At 43.9% G+C, this 17,432-nt stretch carries 17 protein-coding genes and 1 tRNA gene; 3 read left to right on the top strand and 15 right to left on the bottom strand.

The features are described from left to right. Positions 1–244: 244 nt before the first annotated feature. Positions 245–1,228, top strand: coding sequence for a methyltransferase domain-containing protein (locus PN470_RS05370; protein WP_271935403.1), 984 nt, complete (start codon positions 245–247; stop codon positions 1,226–1,228). 122 nt (positions 1,229–1,350) lie between these two features. On the opposite strand, the gene PN470_RS05365 is transcribed toward PN470_RS05370, so the two are convergent. The 11 genes from PN470_RS05365 to tatC form a co-directional block, all read right to left on the bottom strand. Next, entirely contained in the window at positions 1,351–2,049 is a 699-nt protein-coding gene (locus PN470_RS05365) for a metallophosphoesterase family protein (RefSeq protein WP_272103932.1), read from the bottom strand. A 21-nt stretch (positions 2,050–2,070) separates the two neighbouring features. Continuing rightward, a complete protein-coding gene (locus PN470_RS05360) occupies positions 2,071–2,880 on the bottom strand; it encodes a metallophosphoesterase family protein (RefSeq protein ID WP_002742233.1) in 810 nt (269 codons plus the stop codon). Beyond that, positions 2,880–3,659, bottom strand: coding sequence for a hypothetical protein (locus PN470_RS05355; protein WP_271935401.1), 780 nt, complete (start codon positions 3,657–3,659; stop codon positions 2,880–2,882). Before PN470_RS05355 ends, PN470_RS05360 begins: the two co-directional genes overlap by 1 nt. Positions 3,660–4,155: 496 nt before the next feature. Beyond that, positions 4,156–5,187, bottom strand: a complete 1,032-nt coding sequence (locus PN470_RS05350; RefSeq protein ID WP_069474446.1) for a CobW family GTP-binding protein — start codon at positions 5,185–5,187, stop codon at positions 4,156–4,158. A 114-nt stretch (positions 5,188–5,301) separates the two neighbouring features. Then, positions 5,302–7,158 (bottom strand): threonine--tRNA ligase, encoded by a 1,857-nt coding sequence (gene thrS / locus PN470_RS05345; protein ID WP_069474447.1) that lies wholly within the window; start codon positions 7,156–7,158, stop codon positions 5,302–5,304. A 131-nt stretch (positions 7,159–7,289) separates the two neighbouring features. Next, positions 7,290–7,646 (bottom strand): hypothetical protein, encoded by a 357-nt coding sequence (locus tag PN470_RS05340; protein ID WP_002736022.1) that lies wholly within the window; start codon positions 7,644–7,646, stop codon positions 7,290–7,292. 19 nt (positions 7,647–7,665) lie between these two features. Next, positions 7,666–8,409 (bottom strand): alpha/beta hydrolase, encoded by a 744-nt coding sequence (locus PN470_RS05335; RefSeq protein ID WP_271935636.1) that lies wholly within the window; start codon positions 8,407–8,409, stop codon positions 7,666–7,668. A gap of 348 nt (positions 8,410–8,757) precedes the next feature. After that, positions 8,758–9,270: a flavodoxin FldA gene (gene fldA, locus PN470_RS05330; protein ID WP_016515946.1), complete on the bottom strand. Its 513-nt coding sequence runs from the start codon at positions 9,268–9,270 to the stop codon at positions 8,758–8,760. A gap of 266 nt (positions 9,271–9,536) precedes the next feature. Continuing rightward, the gene (locus PN470_RS05325; RefSeq protein WP_271935634.1) at positions 9,537–10,565 is read right to left on the bottom strand and encodes a chlorophyll a/b binding light-harvesting protein; all 1,029 of its coding nucleotides are present in this window, start codon (positions 10,563–10,565) and stop codon (positions 9,537–9,539) included. A 467-nt stretch (positions 10,566–11,032) separates the two neighbouring features. After that, positions 11,033–11,344 carry a hypothetical protein gene (locus PN470_RS05320; RefSeq protein WP_002752039.1) on the bottom strand — a complete coding sequence of 104 codons (312 nt, stop codon included), beginning with the start codon at positions 11,342–11,344 and terminating at the stop codon, positions 11,033–11,035. 78 nt (positions 11,345–11,422) lie between these two features. Further along, complete coding sequence (gene tatC / locus PN470_RS05315; protein ID WP_002783793.1) at positions 11,423–12,184, bottom strand: twin-arginine translocase subunit TatC; 762 nt, start codon at positions 12,182–12,184, stop codon at positions 11,423–11,425. A 318-nt stretch (positions 12,185–12,502) separates the two neighbouring features. Here tatC and PN470_RS05310 point away from each other — a divergent pair, with 318 nt between their 5' ends. After that, entirely contained in the window at positions 12,503–12,658 is a 156-nt protein-coding gene (locus PN470_RS05310) for a DUF4277 domain-containing protein (RefSeq protein WP_002742273.1), read from the top strand. Further along, the gene (locus PN470_RS05305; protein ID WP_272103929.1) at positions 12,637–13,479 is read left to right on the top strand and encodes a methyltransferase domain-containing protein; all 843 of its coding nucleotides are present in this window, start codon (positions 12,637–12,639) and stop codon (positions 13,477–13,479) included. The genes PN470_RS05310 and PN470_RS05305 overlap by 22 nt, the downstream gene beginning before the upstream one ends. A 336-nt stretch (positions 13,480–13,815) precedes the next feature. Here PN470_RS05305 and PN470_RS05300 read toward each other — a convergent pair. The 4 genes from PN470_RS05300 to PN470_RS05285 all read right to left on the bottom strand — a co-directional run bounded on the left by PN470_RS05300 (position 13,816) and on the right by PN470_RS05285 (position 17,047). After that, positions 13,816–13,889 (bottom strand) — tRNA-Met (locus tag PN470_RS05300). Between the two features lie 91 nt (positions 13,890–13,980). Then, a complete protein-coding gene (locus PN470_RS05295; protein ID WP_272103927.1) occupies positions 13,981–15,807 on the bottom strand; it encodes a peptidoglycan DD-metalloendopeptidase family protein in 1,827 nt (608 codons plus the stop codon). A 653-nt stretch (positions 15,808–16,460) separates the two neighbouring features. Next, on the bottom strand, positions 16,461–16,814 hold the full coding sequence (locus PN470_RS05290; protein WP_272103924.1) for a type II toxin-antitoxin system PemK/MazF family toxin: 354 nt from the start codon (positions 16,812–16,814) through the stop codon (positions 16,461–16,463). Then, entirely contained in the window at positions 16,811–17,047 is a 237-nt protein-coding gene (locus tag PN470_RS05285) for a hypothetical protein (RefSeq protein ID WP_272103922.1), read from the bottom strand. The genes PN470_RS05290 and PN470_RS05285 overlap by 4 nt, the downstream gene beginning before the upstream one ends. Between the last annotated feature and the right edge of the window lie 385 nt (positions 17,048–17,432).

Below are 17,432 nucleotides of genomic sequence, written 5' to 3'. Positions count from 1 at the left end.
GGATCCCCCCGCCTATCGGCACCCCCCTTATCAAGGGGGGCAGGGGGGATCGAACCTAAAATCCATTTTTAATTTAATTATAACCAGCTACTTAACTATTAAAATAACTGCTGTATTACCAGTCGCTTTCAACTGGGATAGTTAATTTCTGGCGAGGAACCAAAGTCACTCAACCGCAGAACCTCAAGGTTGTATAATCTTTAAGAGTTATTAAGCTTTGTATCAGTTTGCCCGGCAGCATTTAATGAATATACTTTTGCTGACATCATCTTTAGGTTTACTCCTAGCGATCGCTATCGTCGTCTATTTTGTTTCCTCCCGCAAGTACCAATCGTCGGACTCGGTGGCCAATTCCTACGACCAATGGACCGAGGACGGGATTTTAGAATATTATTGGGGCGAACACATCCATTTAGGTCACTACGGTTCCCCACCAGAAAAAAAAGACTTTCTACAGGCAAAAGCTGACTTTGTGGCGGAAATGGTCTCTTGGGGAGGTTTGGATAAACTACCCGCCGGTGCAACTCTCCTCGATGTCGGTTGTGGTATTGGTGGCAGCAGTCGCATTCTGGCCCGCGACTACGGATTTGCCGTTACCGGTGTCACTATTAGTCCCAAACAAGTGGCACGGGCCAAAGAACTAACACCCCCAGATGTAAATGCTCGCTTTTTGGTCGATGATGCCATGGCCCTTTCTTTTCCCGACGAGAGTTTTGATGTGGTCTGGTCAATTGAAGCCGGTCCCCATATGCCGGACAAAGCCGTTTTTGCTCAGGAATTACTGCGAGTTCTCAAACCAGGGGGAGTCCTAGTGGTAGCGGACTGGAATCAGCGAGATGACCGTCAAAAACCGCTCAATTTCTGGGAAAGTCCTGTAATGCGCCAACTTTTGGATCAGTGGTCCCACCCCGCTTTTGCCAGTATCGAAGGTTTTGCCGAACAGTTAGCGGCCACGGGATTGGTAGATGGGGAAGTGATGACTGCTGACTGGACAAAAGCCACTCTACCCTCTTGGATTGATACCATTTGGCAGGGGGTGATTCGTCCCCAAGGTTGGTGGCAATTTGGTCTAACTGGGTTGCTTAAATCCGTCCGAGAAGTGCCGACAATTCTGCTGATGCGTTTGGCCTTTGGTACGGGTTTATGTCGTTTTGGGATGTTCCGCGCTGTTCGCGCTCAATCCCATCTGCAAGCAAGTCAGCAAGAGTCTCTTACCTCAGTTATCTAGCTGGTTATAATTAAATTGAAGATAAATCCCCCCTTGATCCCCCTTGATAAGGGGGGTGTCTGATAATTTTTAACACCTACCTACTTAAATTAATCTTTAATATTTAATTAATCTCTGAAAGATTAATAAGGTACGGTTCTAAACTCCACGCAATTATTACTAGGATTATAGAGAGTGTAAACTGCTTTATTTAATTCTTTACCAACGCTACCAACCCCAATTAAACGCTTATCTTGAATCGTCAAAGTTTGGCTTGGTTGCCGTTTATCTAAAGTAGTAACAGTGCTGGTTAAATTAGCGGACTGTAAAGAATAATCAAAAACTTTTCCCGCACGACCACAAAATAGATTATTAACTCCCACCCGTTGCAGTCGATCTAAAATTTGCCATGGGGGAGTATCGGGGGTTAATTCTTCACTAACACTGACACTACTGCCATGAATTAATAAACAATCCAACTCGACAAAACCAAAATCGAGATTTCGTAACCATTGCACCGTTTCTAAAGAAACTGCATCCCAGAGTTGTTTAGTGCTATCAATTCCATGTTTATCGATTAATTCCATCGGTTCTCCTGTTGCTCCTAAACTGTGTAAAATTAGACATTGTTCTTCCCACCATCCCCGACAAACCTGCGGATATAAGTTATTTTTAGTGGGATAACGTATTTGTTCTACTAGCATTTCACTATCGGGATTAACACCGATAAAATCTCCTAAAATATATAAATTTTCTACAGTAACTGACCGTTGCTGAATATCTTCCAAGACCGCTTGATAGGCTGGTAAATTGCCTTGAATACCGCTTAAAATCGCCCACATAATTTCTTGATTTATCACAAATTAACGTTCGCAAACATGAGTCGGATCATCGGCTTTTTCCGCATATTCTAGACCCTTAGCCAATCGCCAAGCGAAAATAGGAGGTAAACCCGATGCTAAAATAGCCTGACAGGTTTCCTGATAGTTATAGGCCACTTCTCGCAGTTGTACCGCTGCCGTTTCTCGATCGTAAATCACATAGGTGGCATTTGGACGACCGTGACGTGGTTCTCCCACCGATCCCACGTTGATGATACGTTTAACCGGTGTGGTAAATTGCCGCGACTGTTCCCCATCGGGTTGATACACTTTTATTTGCAAGCTTCCCGCGTCGAGAGTGCGAATGTAGGGGATGTGGGTATGTCCACAGAATAAAACCTCTGTATCTACCGATAAAACCCGTTCTAAAGCCGTAAAAGCGTCCATTTCGGCTAAAAGATACTCATGGTTACTTTGGGGACTACCATGGACAAAACAGAGGTGATCTAGCTTAAAAATTTCGGGCAGTTTTGACAAATAATTACGGTTTTCTGGGGTGATTATTTGATTTGTCCACTCATGAGCTAATCTACCGCGTTTTTCTGCTAAAAGCGACGGATAACTGCACTCACAGGCATTTAATCCCTCGACGATATCCTCATCCCAACACCCTTGTACCGTGGTAATCCCCAGTTGACGGATTTTTTCCACCACTTGGTTAGGATGGGGTCCATACCCAACCAAATCCCCTAAACAGTAGATTTCTTGACAACCCTGTTGGTCTAAATCTTGCAAAACAGCATTAAAAGCGGGCATATTGCCATGAATACAGGATAAAACGGCTATTTTCATCAGATTAACTCCATTTCTGGCTCTAAAGATTCTTGAAATTGTTGTTGATAATAAAAAAGTGCCTCATCGGACAGACAACAATCACTCAGGGTATCGGCAATTGTCGGTTTATCGAGATTGCGACCGACGATTTCAATCCCACTAAAGCGATTCGGTCTCCCATCGAGATTTAAGGGGAAATTTAAGCTTTGAAAGTCTTTTTCTGGCCATTCATCCATAAATTCCCCATAAATACACTGACCATCGATGATATCGAAGATACTTTTAACCCGCAGCACTTCCCCATAGGCCTCTTGGGTTAATTCTGTCCAAAAGGTGGTTAAACTGGAAAAATCGAGGATTTCTCCCGTTAAAACGGCTCTATAAATCTGTATTTCCCGTTTTTTTAACCATTGATCACCTTTTATGGTTGTTTTGACGGGACTGATGACTATTTCATCGACGGGAACCTGTCCTTCGGGGATTTCTTCGTCTGGAGACGTAATCGCTACCCGATGACAATTGAGGGGTTTTAGAAAGCTTTCGAGGGATTGCGTGTCTAAATGCCACGGCACTTCCATATAGACCGTGTTTTCGACGGATAAACTGCTCAAAAGGTCTTCTTCTTCCCTAGAAACACAGGACAACTGGGGAAAGTCATTCTGTAAAGTGAGATGATCAATGGGAAAAGTTTCCGTCTGGGGACTAAAATATAGACTTGGCTGCTTGCTTTGGGCGATTTGTTGGCGAATCCAATGGGTTTTTCCCGCAGCTATACCCCCCGTCACCACGATAATCATTTTGCTCCTTCTTTATTGTGGTAATGATAATCATTCTAGCATAAGTGAGATTGGGGCAAGTAATCTTCCTTAAACCAATCCTCTAGACTTAGTAAGGTTATTTTGGGAAAAATTGGCGGTTTCTTGGGATATTAATCATGGTTATGGCTCTTTTCTCTAGGATACCATTGGCTTTGTCCATCGGGTAAATCAACTAAGATAATTCCCCTCGTTTTTAATTGTTCCCTTAATCGATCGCCGCTTCCGTAAAGTGCAAGGGTTTGCGATAATGAACTTAGAGAACAAAGAGATGTAAAACCATGGGATCGAGGGTTCGTTAAATTTTAAAGTTTTTATCCATAAATTATTCATAAGTAGCTGGTTATAATTAAATTAAAAATGGATTTTAGGTTCGATCCCCCCTTAGTCCCCCCTTGATAAGGGGGGTGCCGATAGGCGGGGGGATCCCCCCTTTAATCCCCCCTTAATAAGGGGGGTGTCTGAAAACTTTTAACACCTACCTACTTAGTTTGTGCTTTTTAATTTTTTGAGAACTAGCCAAGCATTCGTTTAGTTGTGTCAAGATTTCCTCTTTATTTAAATTTCTGCCGATAAAAACTAACTGATTCTGAGGAGATGTATCCCATTCTACCGCTTGCAGATCGTAACGAAGACCGCTCAATTGAAAAATATGTTTTAAATCGCTTTGTTGAAACCAGAGAATCCCTTTAGCTCGAAAAACATTTACTGGAATTTTTTCCGTGAGAAAAGGTTCAAATTTATCTAGATTAAATGGTTTATCGCTAACAAAGGAGACAAAATTAAAGTCTTCAGGAGATTGATTATCAATGGAGATTGGGCGATTTTTTTGAAAGTCTCTCAACTGGACTTTATACAATTCTTCTTTAGTTAAACCTAGATCTAACAATAAACCCAAAGGAACCTGACCATAACTACTTTTTAGAAGTCTTATACCCTCTTTTTCTCGACGAATAAACTTTTCTAAATCATCTAATTTCTTGGGACTGACTCGATCTATTTTATTGAGAATTACCACGTCACCATAACGAATTTGACTAAGGGCAATATTACTATCAAAATGATCGGCAGTAAAGGTTTCAGAATCCACGAGGGTAATAATAGAATCTAAGCGAGTCAGATATTTTAATTCCGTGGCTAAGAAAGTGAGGATAATTGGCAAAGGATCGGCTAATCCTGTGGTTTCAATAATTAGATAGTCCACGGGTATTTCTTTTTCTAAGACCTGATAGACTGTCTCAATTAAACTATCATTAATCGTACAACAAATACAGCCATTACTCAATTCTACCATATCTTCATCGATGGAAACAAGCAATTGAGAATCAATATTAATATCCCCAAACTCATTGACTAAGACGGCAACTTTTAACCCTTCTTTATTGTCAAGAATATGATTGAGTAAGGTGGTTTTTCCACTCCCTAAAAAACCAGTAATAATCGTCACAGGCATTCCTGATTTAGGTAAACAAGGGAGGGAATCGGAGAGGGGAATTATCAAAGAACTCATGGCAGCTAACCCACTTGTAAGTTAATTAATTGGCAGAAAATAGGCTTTTCTCAACCCTGTTAAATTCGTCTGGAGGGGATCGATCTCCACTAATTGCCGGTTTATACAAAAGTTTCAGAGATTAGTTTTAGATAGGATCGCCGTTTGCATTTTTTCTAATAAATCTGCCAGCGTCATCGAACCTAAATCACCCCCTTGTCGAGTGCGAACACTTAGAGTTTTACTGCTAACTTCTCGTTTTCCAATCACAGCTAAGACAGGGATTTTTTCTAGTTCTCCTGTACGAATTTGTTTGCCTAAACGCTCACCACTTTTATCGATTTCCACTCGATAACCCGCTTGTTTTAACTGCACTGCTATCTCTAAAGCATAATGCTGCTGTTCATCACTAACGGGTAATAAACGGACTTGAATAGGTGCTAACCAGAGAGGAAAATCTCCCGCATAATTCTCGATTAAAATACCAAAAAATCTTTCCAAAGAGCCAAAAATAGCTCGATGAATCATAATCGGTCTTTCCCGAGTACCATCCCTAGCGACATATTGCATATCAAAGCGTTCTGGCAAGTTAAAATCGACCTGAATCGTGGAACATTGCCACATTCTACCGATCGCATCTTGAATTTTTATATCAATTTTTGGACCATAAAAAGCCCCACCTCCCTGATCCTCAATATAATCCCACTTTTTAGCATTTAAGGCCTCAATTAAAGCTGCGGTTGCCAATTCCCAAACACTATCGCTACCCACGGATTTACTGGGACGAGTCGATAAATTTACCTCATAATTAGTAAAGCCAAAATCGGAGAGAATTTTCTCGGTTAAATTTAAAACTCCTAGAATCTCTGCGGCAATTTGTTCGGGCAAACAAAAAATATGAGCATCATCTTGAGTAAAACCTCTTACCCGCATTAATCCGTGTAAAACCCCCGATCGCTCGTAACGATAAACTGTGCCTAATTCTGCCCATCTGAGGGGAAATTCTCGATAGGAATGCAGGTCATTTTGATAGGTTAAAACATGAAAAGGACAATTCATCGGCTTAATTTGATAGCTTTGCTGTTCTAACTCGATCGCCTCAAACATATTGTCGCGATAAAAGTCCCAATGTCCAGAAGTTTTCCACAGATCTAAATTAGCTAGATGGGGAGTATAAAGAAATTGATAACCCGCTTCTAAATGAGCTTGGCGCCAATAATCTTCGATTAAATAACGCATTGTTGCACCCCGGGGATGCCAAAAAACTAAACCGCCACCGGCATCTTCTTGGATGCTAAATAATTTTAATTGTTGTCCCAATTTGCGATGATCTCGTCGCTGCGCTTCTTCTTTTTGTTGGAGATAATTTTGTAATTCTGCGGGGGTTTGCCAAGCTGTGCCGTAAATTCGCTGTAATTGCGGCTGTTTTTCATCTCCTTGCCAATAAGCACCCGCTACACTCTCCAAGGCGAAAGCATCTGGGTTAATTTCCCCCGTCGAGTTGAGATGGGGTCCCGCGCACAGATCCCACCAAAATTCTTCCGGGGGAGAAACAGCGCCATCAATTAACGAGGGTTCTCGATCGCTCCGTCCTGCGTCCGGACTACCGATAAAATAACGGGTAATGGTTTCATCTGGGGGAATTCTCTCTAAAATTAACTTTTTGTAGGGTTGATTAAGGCGCTCGATTTCTGCGGTAATTTCGCTTCTTTCCAGCACTTCTCGGATAATTGGCAGGTTTTTCCCGATAATTCGCCCCATTTCTGCCGCTATTTTCTCCAAATCTTCGGGGGTAAAGGGTGTTGGGCGATCGAAATCGTAGTAGAATCCCGTTTCTGTCCAGGGACCAATAGCGACTTTGGTTTCAGGAAAGAGAGTTTGTACAGCCATCGCTAAGATATGGGCGCAAGTATGGCGTATTTTTACGATTTTTTGCGAATCTTCTTCGATAACGGAGCTTTCTGCTCGGGGGGACTTAATCTGATTGACCATTGCCAGCTAAAATGATAATGATTATCATCTTAGCAGAGGAGGGCTGATGTCTGAGAGAAAAATGCGCTCAAATCCTCTAGCGGCAAGCTCAACGCTGATAGCTTACCGCTCAAACTGGAAGTCTCCCTACTTTAAAAAGCAGGTATTATCGACGATATTCTCAACTTAACAGCCAGAATCCAGGTTATGATGACGAGAAAAGAAACTGAGAAAACAGGTTTCTTCAAGAAACCCATTTTCTGATTTTCCTGAATTTCTCGCTCAAAATCCCGACAATCGATCGCCTCTTCCGAAAAGGCACGCATTGGATGCACCGCACATTTCAAGCGATAATCTCCGGTACAAAAAACACAGCGACTACAGGGAATTCGATGCAGCTTTTGCAACTGCCGGCGCCCTTGGGCAACAGCAAGAAAAAGAGCAGTAAAAAAGAACAGCAGCGTTATCCAGATTGCGATCGGACAAAAGAGCGGTATTAGCCTTAACATAAATCTCGATTTTTGTCAATTAAGGAATAATTACAGTTTGCTCAGAAAGAAATTCCTGTGGAACTAGAGATCGCCAGAAACTAAAAATCTCTTGACTGACGCTGTAGGGGTGGGAATAGTGGAAAAAATAACGCCCTTTGTGACAACTCCAAATGCGATCGCCTGACTTTAACCAGGGTTGCCATCCCTGCAATAAATGCCGATCAATTACCGTATCGATATCTCCCCCACAGACTAACAGGGGTACGGGAACTGTCCCCGGGGCGAAATGGGCATTCTGATAGAGATTATGGGGAGAAAGGGACAATAATAAATCCTCTTCCAAGAGATAGCGATATTCTTGGGTTAAAGCGCAGGATTGATGACCAAAAAGATTGTGAACCGATTGATTGAGCAGAGTTTGACGAGAACAAGGCAGTAATTTTGATAGCACATAATAATGAGCTTGCCAATCGATCGCCGGATAGACTCCCACAGAGAGCAAAGTTAAGGATTTTACCCTTTCTGGATAACGACGCGCATACAGTAATCCTACTAATCCCCCCGTGCCGTGGCCGACTAAATGCAGCGGTCGATCGCATTGTTTCAGGTAATCTTGTATTAATACTAAGGCAATATCAAGAGAAGCTGGCTGATCAAGAGATTGACAGTATTGCCAATCAGCGATCGCAATTTCCCGGGCTAAACAATCCAACACCGGGCGATCAAAACGGCGAAAACTGGGGTTAACATTAATCCAAACTGCATCAGGTAATCGAGACATAATAATCAAGGATATAGGGGATTTTTTAGCGATCAGTAAACAGTAAGGCTCTTCGGTTTGTGTTATGCAATGGACGGGGGTTATAAGGGATGGAACCCATATATAGAAAGGCATTTAGCGATTTTTGTCAATTATTTTCGATCTAGAGCGAACTAATCAATTAAATCCCTTGCCAGATAAGGATTTAGTTGATTTATGCCCCCCTATCGAACCATATCAAGTAACGAAGATCCATCAGTAGTCGGTGAAAAGAAAGCTGCGAACTAGCCACTTAATACTATTCACTGGTAACTGATAACTGATAACTGGTAACTGATAACTGATAACTGATAACTGATTGATAGCTAACTAAACGCCAAATTCGCCCTTAAGTCCCGCGACCCAAGTTTTGATCCGTTGTTCAGTTAAATCGGATTGGTTGTCTTCATCGAGGGCTAAACCGACAAATTTGCCATTTTTTAGGGCTTTCGACTCGTTAAAATCGTAACCTTCTGTCGGCCAGTAACCGACGGTTTTACCCCCTAGGGAGGCGATTTTTTCTTCCAGTATCCCCAGAGCATCTTGAAAGTTATCCGCATAACTGATTTGATCCCCCATCCCGAAATAAGCGACCTTTTTGGAGACGAAATCAATGTCATCCAATTCATCGTAAAAACCCGCCCAATCGCTTTGTAATTCGCCGATATTCCAGGTGGGACAACCGATAATCAGGGCATCGTAGGGGGCAAAATCCTCGGTAGAAGCGGAGGAGATATCGTGTAATTCTACAATTGCCTCACCTCCAAATTCTTTCTGAATCATTTCCGCCACCGTTTCGGTTTTGCCGGTTTGCGTGCCAAAAAATAAGCCAATTTTTGCCATAAAATTTGTCCTTGTTGCGAAATAAGTGAGTTTAACTCTTAATTCTCCTTGATAGGGAATAAAGCCCCTGATTACAGGTTTCTCTCTCTGAAACTGGCATTTCCTGCCGGCAAGAACTACAGTACCAATAAGAGCGAGAGCGTCCAATGTGATGCAGCAATTTGGTGTTACAACAGGTACAGTAAGGCATAAGGGACAGTTAGAAAGATTGATCAGCGGGGAAAATTAGGAAAATCGATAATTTATCCTAATCTTCCTTGAAAAAACTAGACTTCTATCGCATTTAAGGCTTTTTCTACTCGTTTAAAGTCAAAACCCATCGCGCGTAAAGCGTGCCAGAGATGACCTTGTAAAAAGAAGAAAGCGAGGAAAAAGTGGGCATTAGCTAACCAACAGCGCGCCGTATGTACTCCAAAGGGCAATTTCACCGTGTCGGCAAAGTAGGGAGCAATTCCTAACTTCACTTCTAAAATTGGCCCGTAAAATTCGACTGGATAAGCGAGGGTATTTACCCCACAGAAATAGGCGGCCACGAAACCAGCTAGGGCAATTCCGCCCAAAGAATAGGATAAAATGGCTTCTCCAGAGAAAATCAGCACATTTCTCGCCCATTTGAGCGGGGGAACGATAATATGCCAGATACCGCCCCCAATTAACATTAAACCGACGTAGATATGACCACCGACTAAATCTTCGAGATTGTCCACAGTAGCAAAGTGGGTTTGATAGCCATAGATAACCCAAGGATCGAGGGTTGGTTTACTAACGACTCGGACAGCGCCGATAGTTGCGTCGTATAATCCCCCCCAGTACATAGCTTTGGCCACTAATAATAATGCAGCTATACCTAAAAAGAGCAGGTGATGACCGAGAATAACTCCTAATTGTCGGGGTTCACTCCAATCGAAATGGAATTTTTTCCCCAGACCAGAGGAATCTTTCAGGGTTTCTGGGACTCTTAACAGGTGAAATAAGGCTCCTGCTCCCAAAACTGCCGAAGAAATCAGATGAATTGAGCCAATCACGAAAAAGGGATAGATATCGATGATTTGCCCCTTTTCTCCGACTCCAAAGCCTAAAGTGGCCAGGTGCGGCAGTAAAATTAAGCCCTGTTCTGCCATGGCTATATCGGGGCGATATTGGGAAATTTCAAATAAGGTGAAGGCTCCTGCCCAAAAAGCGATTAAAGCAGCTTGGGCAACGTGGGCAACGATAAATAAGCCTGATTTATCGGCAAAACGGGCATTTCCTGCCCACCAGTCGTACTTGATCTGAGGATTGTCGTAGGTCTGCATGGCATCTTTTAACGAAAATAGAACCAAGCTTATTGATAATAATATGCAATAAGCTTTAAGTCTTAGTCTAGAATAATTCTCAATAAAGTCAAGTTAAGAATTGTTACAGTTGCTCGGTATACTTTAATACATTAGTATTTTTAGCCGGTTTAGCCTTTGAAAATCAAGGCTTTTCAGCATGAATCTTGGATCGCAGCTAGAGTAATCTTCTCAAATAATTGAGAATAATTATTAATTAATTTTTTCTAAAAAAGGCCTAGAATAGGGTCAGGCAGAATGATCCGAGGCTGTGAGGCAGGAGTTTCAGGCTTTGTTGCCCCCTTTTCTTGTACCAGTTTATGTACTGCAAGAAGGATAATGCAAGGTTTTTGAAGGTTCCAATCCTATTTTCGCAGCATGAACATCGGATTTTAACAGGTCAAAAGCCTTATCTAAAAAGGGTTTTACCATTATTCAGCAAACCCTAATTACTTCCTCAGCAGTTCTTCGGCATTTTGGAGGATTTCGAGAACTTGTTCGGCACTAATCAAGCGTTTTAGCACCACTTGCCCGATAGTGGGGACAGCATCGGCAATTTCGGCACTCTTGGGGGCAACTTCCACCATAATCACAGCTTCTTCCACCTTATAAAGCCATAAAACCTGTTCTCCCTCTAAAATACCGATATTTAATCGCTCTATCTGTGGTGGTCGTCGCCAACTACTCGCATTGTCCCACAAACCACCAAATTCCCACACCCGTCCTATTGTCCAGCCTGCCGTTAAGAAAAAATATTTCACTTTGTTACTCAATCTAGAATCAATCTCTAGCTTTCTGGCTTAATTGGTTTTCAGCCGTCAAATTTTATCAAAAAACTGCTAACGTCCCGTTAATTTCACCACCCCAATGCCCCCAAAGTATAGACCCAAGACCGCCCCTGCTAACAGGGATTGGGTGAGAGGATCTGTGGAAGGGGTTAAAATCGCGCCTAAAATCACCGCACCTAAAACCACGAAACGCCAACCCGATAACATCGTTTGCGAGGAAATAATGCCCAAAAAGCTCAAAATCAATTGAATAACGGGAATTTGAAAGGCGATGCCGGTACTAAACAGCAAAAGTAAGACAAATTCAAAATAGCGCTCGATCGACCAAGCTTGTTCGACCACTTCCGCCCCATAACTGACAAAAAAGTTTAAAGCGGCGGGAATCAGGGCAATATAGGCAAAAAATAAACCAGCAAAAAATAAAACACTCGATCCTAAGACTACCGGGACAATTAAACGCCGTTCGCGACGGGTTAACCCCGGCAGCACAAAGAGGATAATTTGCAGGAGAATGACGGGACTAGCCACCAGTATGCCGCTATATCCAGCTACTTTTAGGGAGACGAAAAAAAATTCTCCCGGAGCTAACTGCAAAAATTTTACCCCTTGGGCGGGAACTTCCAGCACTTGTACTAGGGGTTTAACGAAGATAAAACATCCCACCGCACCCACAGCCACGGCAATTAAACTATAAAAAATCCGGCGCCGCAACTCCTCCAAGTGGTCAAATAAGGACATTTCCACTTCTCCGGGTAACTCATCGAGGAATTCAGGACTGTCTGGGGGTGGGGTTTTTACTTCTGTCGATGACATGGCTTTGGCTCGATCGTTCTCTACTCAAGCCTTTATCCTAGCATTGTTGACCCTTAGCCTTGAATCAGTTATCAGAATTCAGGAGTCGGGAGATTATTTTTAGGACTTATACCAAATTTCTAAATCCATGACAGACATCCACGCTCGAATGCTTGCCAAGCTTGCATTCGTTGTGACGCAAATAAAGAAAAATGGTATTAGAGGAGAGCATCTCACCTTTGTAACCCATATTCCGTACTGGTTAAGAGGAGGTAAAAAATAAACTCAGAAATAGCGACGGAATAGCTACAATCAAATCAACCAGTCACTCACCTGACAATGACTCAACTAACCGTTAAAAATCCCGACCATTTAGGCATCATCGCCGCTATCATTGATGAGCTAGGTATTGTGGACTATATGAATCAACAACTTGGAGAAAAAGACACCACCCACTCACTTAGGAAATCACCATGGAACTTTATCAACGAATAGCCGATTTTTATGACTCCTCTAGTGGACTATGGGAAAGGATTTGGGGCGAACATATGCACCATGGTTACTACGGTCGCGGCGGCAAGATTAAACTCGATCGCCGTCAGGCACAAATTGATTTAATAGAAGAATTATTAACTTGGGGTGGTGTCACCGGCGCTAATCAGATTCTCGATGTCGGTTGTGGTATTGGTGGCAGTAGTCTTTATCTGGCCGAAAAATTTCACAGCCAAGGAGTGGGGATTACCTTATCCCCGGTACAAGCCGCTAGAGCCAGCCAAAGAGCGCAAGAGTTCAATTTAGAAGAACAAGTGAGTTTTTGCGTGGCTGATGCCCTAAAAACCCCCTTTTCTGAGAATAATTTTGATCTGGTCTGGTCTTTGGAAAGTGGCGAACATATGCCCGATAAAAGGCAATTTCTGCGGGAATGTTATCGGGTTTTGCAGCCCGGGGGGACTTTTTTGATGGCTACTTGGTGTCATCGTCCCACCACTTCCCTGGCCGGTAATTTAACGGAAGGAGAGATTAAACTATTAAACGAGATTTATCAGGTTTATTGTCTGCCCTATGTGATTTCTTTGCCAGAATACGCCGATATTGCCGGTGACATTGGCTTTCAAGACCTAAAAACCGATGATTGGTCCCTATCGGTGGCGGCCTTTTGGGATGTGGTGATTGATTCGGCCCTAACCCCAGATGCGATCGCAGGTTTGTTAGCCAGCGGTTACACTACTATCCAAGGGGCTTTATCTTTAGGGTTAATGCGGCGCGGTTACGAGTCGGGTTTAATTCGTTTTGGCTTACTGCAAGGAAAAAAATAAAGGCTGATCTCTCCATTTCTTTTTAACAAAACTTAACAATTATTGGCAAAATTTTGCTTGCTTTTCTGGGGAGATTTTGAGATAATATTTTTAAAAGATTTTATTCATAATGGAAATATTGACAATCATCGAAATTTGCACGGATTCCCATTATAAGAAAAGCATAACGCAAACCGCCGACTAAGTCAATCCCTTTCCCATACTTATGGGTGCGAATTTCCAGAAATCAAAAAAAAGGCTTTGGTGGGGGGCAGTGATCAGGTAGAACCGGGGAACGAGATAATCTTCAAACAAGATTCTGTATTTCTAAAATTCTACACTTAGGTTTTCCTAAAATGGCTCAGGGCAGATTTGAACTGCCGACCTTGGGCTTATGAGTCCCCTGCTCTGACCAACTGAGCTACTAAGCCGTTGTTTACACAGTTACCAATCATAACACATAATCACCCAATTGCACAAGAGCAAAAAAGGGAAGAAAAAATCTTCCCTTTGGGGGCATCTTTAACGTCTGCCTGGCAGGAAAGCCATAGGATTAACTGCTCCCCGGCCGGAGGGGTGAACCTCGAAATGTAGGTGGGGGCCGGTGCTAAAGCCACTGCTGCCCATCTGGGCGATCGGCTCGCCTTGCTGAACAGTTTGGCCGCGACGCACCAGCAGACGGCTGTTATGGGCATAGAGAGTGGTGCTACCATCGGGGTGACGAAGTTTCACCAGATTGCCATAACCGCCAGAATTCCAGCCGGAGGAGATTACTTCACCGGCAGCCGCCGCCACAATCGGAGTCCCCACTGGACCGGCGATATCGATGCCGCGATGAGGTCTGCCCCAGCGCCAACCGAAACCGGAGGTTAACACACCTCTAGTGGGCCAAATAAAGCCGGTAAAAATCGGGGCGGGGTTAGGTAAATGCTCATCGGGATTAGTGAGGGGAGGAAGGGAAGGTTCTACGGTTTCGCCGACGGGAATTCGGAGGCGGTCATTATATTCTTCCACATTGGTAGGAGCCGAACCGATAATCTGTGGGGGGGTGCTTTGGTTGGAACGCGAACGAAGGGCAGTCCATTGGGGATTAGGGGTTATTTGCGGCTCATCGAGGGTTTCTGCGGGATTATCGACGGGAATAGCGATACTTTTCTGGGTTTCCGAAAGGTTAGTTTCCCGCAGATTAGCCACCTCTTGGCGCAATCTTTCCCGATAGCTGCCGGTGATATTTTCGGGGAATTCTTCCGTCCCCATGGTGGCAGTTTCTGCGGGCGGATTTTGTCGATTGCTGGGGTTAAAGGACAACCTAGGGCGATCGCCGTCCAAAGGGGTAAGATTTTGATTAACTCTAGCGTTGGCAGAGCGATCGGGAACCACTAGGGTTTGATTAACTTTAATCCGGTTGGGGTTGTCAATGCCGTTTTCCCTAGCTAATTCGGCGGGGGTGATGCCGAGAGCGCGAGCGATCGTGTTTAAGGTATCCCCGGGCCGAACCCGATAAACTTGGTTTTCTGGGGGAACTATGACCCGAGGATTGGGAACGGCGGGAATTTCAGTCACAGGAGCCGGATTTCGTAGGGCAACGCTAGGAATTTCCGGTCTGCTTGTCAAGGGAGGATTAAGGGGAATTGTGGCTATCGGGCGATCGCTTTCAGGGGTGGGAACGGGAATCGGGATCACCTGGCTGGTTGGTCGGGGGGATTCTTCGGGAGCGATAACGGGAATCTCGACGCTAGTTGGCGAATTATCGGGAACGAGAGCGGTGGTTTCAGTGACGATTACCGTTTCCCCGGAATTGGACTGATGGGGGGTTTCCTCGGTTCGTAAGGCGGCCAAACTTTCTTGGAGACGTTGACGGGTTTGACGGAGACTAGCAGAGGAACTATCCAACTGCTCAGGAGTTGCTGCCGGGGCTGCCGGGGGCAACTGCTCAGGAGTGGGAATTTTTAAGGTTTGTCCGATAATCAAATCGGATTGGGGGGAGAGATTATTGCGGGCAGCGATCGCTGTGGGGGTGGTTTGATAGCTGTCGGCTAAACTCCACAGGGATTCTCCCGGTTTCACCTGATGCTCAACCACTGATGTGGCGATGAATTTGACGGTGGCGAGTGCTTGGGATTGGATTATTTGCGGTTCTTTTAGTTCTTTACCCGCAGCTTTGGCTTTTTGGGCCAGGTCAATCACTTCCCATTCTAAGGGTACAGAATTGGCGGCCTGGGCTGATTCTGAGGTGGAGTTGAGAATGCTAGGTACTCCCAGAGAGAGTGCTAATCCCAGTAGAGCAACTGAGTAACGGACTCGGTTAGACTCAGCGGTGCAATTCTGTTCTGGGGTAGCAGATGTCATGGGGTTGTGGATAAAAGTCTCTTTCAAACAGACCTCCTGTGGTGTAAAGAGTTAGCTAGAGCCAGTGGATTAAGCCGATGGGTCTAGCTTTCAGCATTAGCCTTGAGGCTAGAGTAGAAGTTAAGCAACTTTACTTTTTAGTCAAAATACCTAAAGGTGACTTTTAGGTGAGATTAACTTAGATTTTGAAATTATGCAAGTCTATCTCTGACCATTAGCACCGGGATCACGGCAAGTTGGTGACATTTTGAATGTCCAGATTGACGATGCTCTATCTCAGATGTTCCAAGCTGATCAGCATTTTTCGTCCTGCCAATTTTTGCCAGTTTTTTGATAGAAAATTTTTATCGGTTTTGCCGTTTACTAAAGAAATTATTAATGATTCGCCGCTCGCAAGGAGCAATGATGGCTATTGGGGGGGCAATAATTAGGGTTTGCCCAAAAAGTTTTTCGTGGGGTGTGGGGTGTGGGGTGTGGGGTTTTACCGAGAACAATACGGGGCGTTGATGTCAAAACAAATACAGCCTAACGCCTACCGGCTCTTCATAGAAATTCCCCAAGCTAGAGAAAATTATTGGGATGAGCCTCAAAGATATTATTGATGCGTTACCTGCGGGTTTTTGCACCCGACAAGAGCGGTGATCGTACTATCCTTATAGTTGGTATCCTAATGTTATCAACACAACATCTTCTAGTTGAGCTATTGTTTCAGTCCTAAGTAGTCCTAACCGCTGAATTAAACGGGTCTTATCTAGCACTCTAATTTGAAAACAAAGTGCGACCGAATCCTGCGATAAACCGCCATCTCCCTGTCTAATCAACAGACAGATTGGTAATGAAGCACGGTGTTGGTTTGTCGTTAGGGGAATAGCAATGGTTGTTGTGAAAAATTGAGAAACAATATCATTTTGAAAAATAATGATAGGACGAATGCCTGCCTGCTCAAGGTTCTGAGCAGGATTGAGGTTTGCTAACCAAACTTCCCCACGTTTAAGCTGTTCAGTCATTGATGATCTTCCTGAGCAAGCATCACTGCATAATCATCCATTCCAGCTTCGGCAAAGATACGGTCTTCCTCGGCGAAATCAGTCGCAAGGGAAACAAGTTGACTAGGATCGAGAATGATCCGGCGGCGTTTATCTTGGAACTTGAGAAAGGCAATGAAGTCAGCAACTTGCTGAAGTTGATCATCAGTTAGTTGGTCAAGGTCTTGCTTAAGAGCTTGGCGAGTGACTGGCATAGCAGCGAGTTAGAAGATTGTAAGCTTTTAATCTATTTTACCTTTTTCGTCCCTGAAACTGAACCTCTCTATTTTAACTTAAGCGATCGCATTTTCAGAAATTCATAGTTCTAGAGTAGCCCAAGTCAAAAAAGCCAAACATCTTCAACTTTTGATAACTGCTCTGAGTCCAGTTCACCTAATACCAATCGATTTTAGTTTTGATCCCCCCTGCCCCCCTTGATAAGGGGGGTTTGATCCCCCCTTACTCCCTCCTTGATAAGGGGGGTTTGATCCCCCCTGCCCCCCTTGATAAGGGGGGTTTGATCCCCCCTGCCCCCCTTGATAAGGGGGGTTTGATCCCCCCTGCCCCCCTTGATAAGGGGGGTTTGATCCCCCCTTACTC

Origin of the sequence: Microcystis sp. CS-574 (assembly GCF_028329095.1) — a bacterium.
Taxonomy (GTDB): domain Bacteria; phylum Cyanobacteriota; class Cyanobacteriia; order Cyanobacteriales; family Microcystaceae; genus Microcystis; species Microcystis ichthyoblabe_A.
The sequence above is the reverse complement of the archived record's forward strand: the minus strand, read 5'-3'. Positions and strand labels throughout refer to the sequence as shown.

What these genes read in the sequence shown, in the direction of transcription:
- PN470_RS05370 (WP_271935403.1), top strand. Translation starts at nt 245, where the DNA reads ATGAATATACTTTTGCTGACATCATCTTTAGGTTTACTCCTAGCGATC.
- PN470_RS05365 (WP_272103932.1), bottom strand. Translation starts at nt 2,049, where the DNA reads ATGTGGGCGATTTTAAGCGGTATTCAAGGCAATTTACCAGCCTATCAA.
- PN470_RS05360 (WP_002742233.1), bottom strand. Translation starts at nt 2,880, where the DNA reads ATGAAAATAGCCGTTTTATCCTGTATTCATGGCAATATGCCCGCTTTT.
- PN470_RS05355 (WP_271935401.1), bottom strand. Translation starts at nt 3,659, where the DNA reads ATGATTATCGTGGTGACGGGGGGTATAGCTGCGGGAAAAACCCATTGG.
- PN470_RS05350 (WP_069474446.1), bottom strand. Translation starts at nt 5,187, where the DNA reads ATGAGTTCTTTGATAATTCCCCTCTCCGATTCCCTCCCTTGTTTACCT.
- thrS (WP_069474447.1), bottom strand. Translation starts at nt 7,158, where the DNA reads ATGGTCAATCAGATTAAGTCCCCCCGAGCAGAAAGCTCCGTTATCGAA.
- PN470_RS05340 (WP_002736022.1), bottom strand. Translation starts at nt 7,646, where the DNA reads ATGTTAAGGCTAATACCGCTCTTTTGTCCGATCGCAATCTGGATAACG.
- PN470_RS05335 (WP_271935636.1), bottom strand. Translation starts at nt 8,409, where the DNA reads ATGTCTCGATTACCTGATGCAGTTTGGATTAATGTTAACCCCAGTTTT.
- fldA (WP_016515946.1), bottom strand. Translation starts at nt 9,270, where the DNA reads ATGGCAAAAATTGGCTTATTTTTTGGCACGCAAACCGGCAAAACCGAA.
- PN470_RS05325 (WP_271935634.1), bottom strand. Translation starts at nt 10,565, where the DNA reads ATGCAGACCTACGACAATCCTCAGATCAAGTACGACTGGTGGGCAGGA.
- tatC (WP_002783793.1), bottom strand. Translation starts at nt 12,184, where the DNA reads ATGTCATCGACAGAAGTAAAAACCCCACCCCCAGACAGTCCTGAATTC.
- PN470_RS05310 (WP_002742273.1), top strand. Translation starts at nt 12,503, where the DNA reads ATGACTCAACTAACCGTTAAAAATCCCGACCATTTAGGCATCATCGCC.
- PN470_RS05305 (WP_272103929.1), top strand. Translation starts at nt 12,637, where the DNA reads ATGGAACTTTATCAACGAATAGCCGATTTTTATGACTCCTCTAGTGGA.
- PN470_RS05295 (WP_272103927.1), bottom strand. Translation starts at nt 15,807, where the DNA reads ATGACATCTGCTACCCCAGAACAGAATTGCACCGCTGAGTCTAACCGA.
- PN470_RS05290 (WP_272103924.1), bottom strand. Translation starts at nt 16,814, where the DNA reads ATGACTGAACAGCTTAAACGTGGGGAAGTTTGGTTAGCAAACCTCAAT.
- PN470_RS05285 (WP_272103922.1), bottom strand. Translation starts at nt 17,047, where the DNA reads ATGCCAGTCACTCGCCAAGCTCTTAAGCAAGACCTTGACCAACTAACT.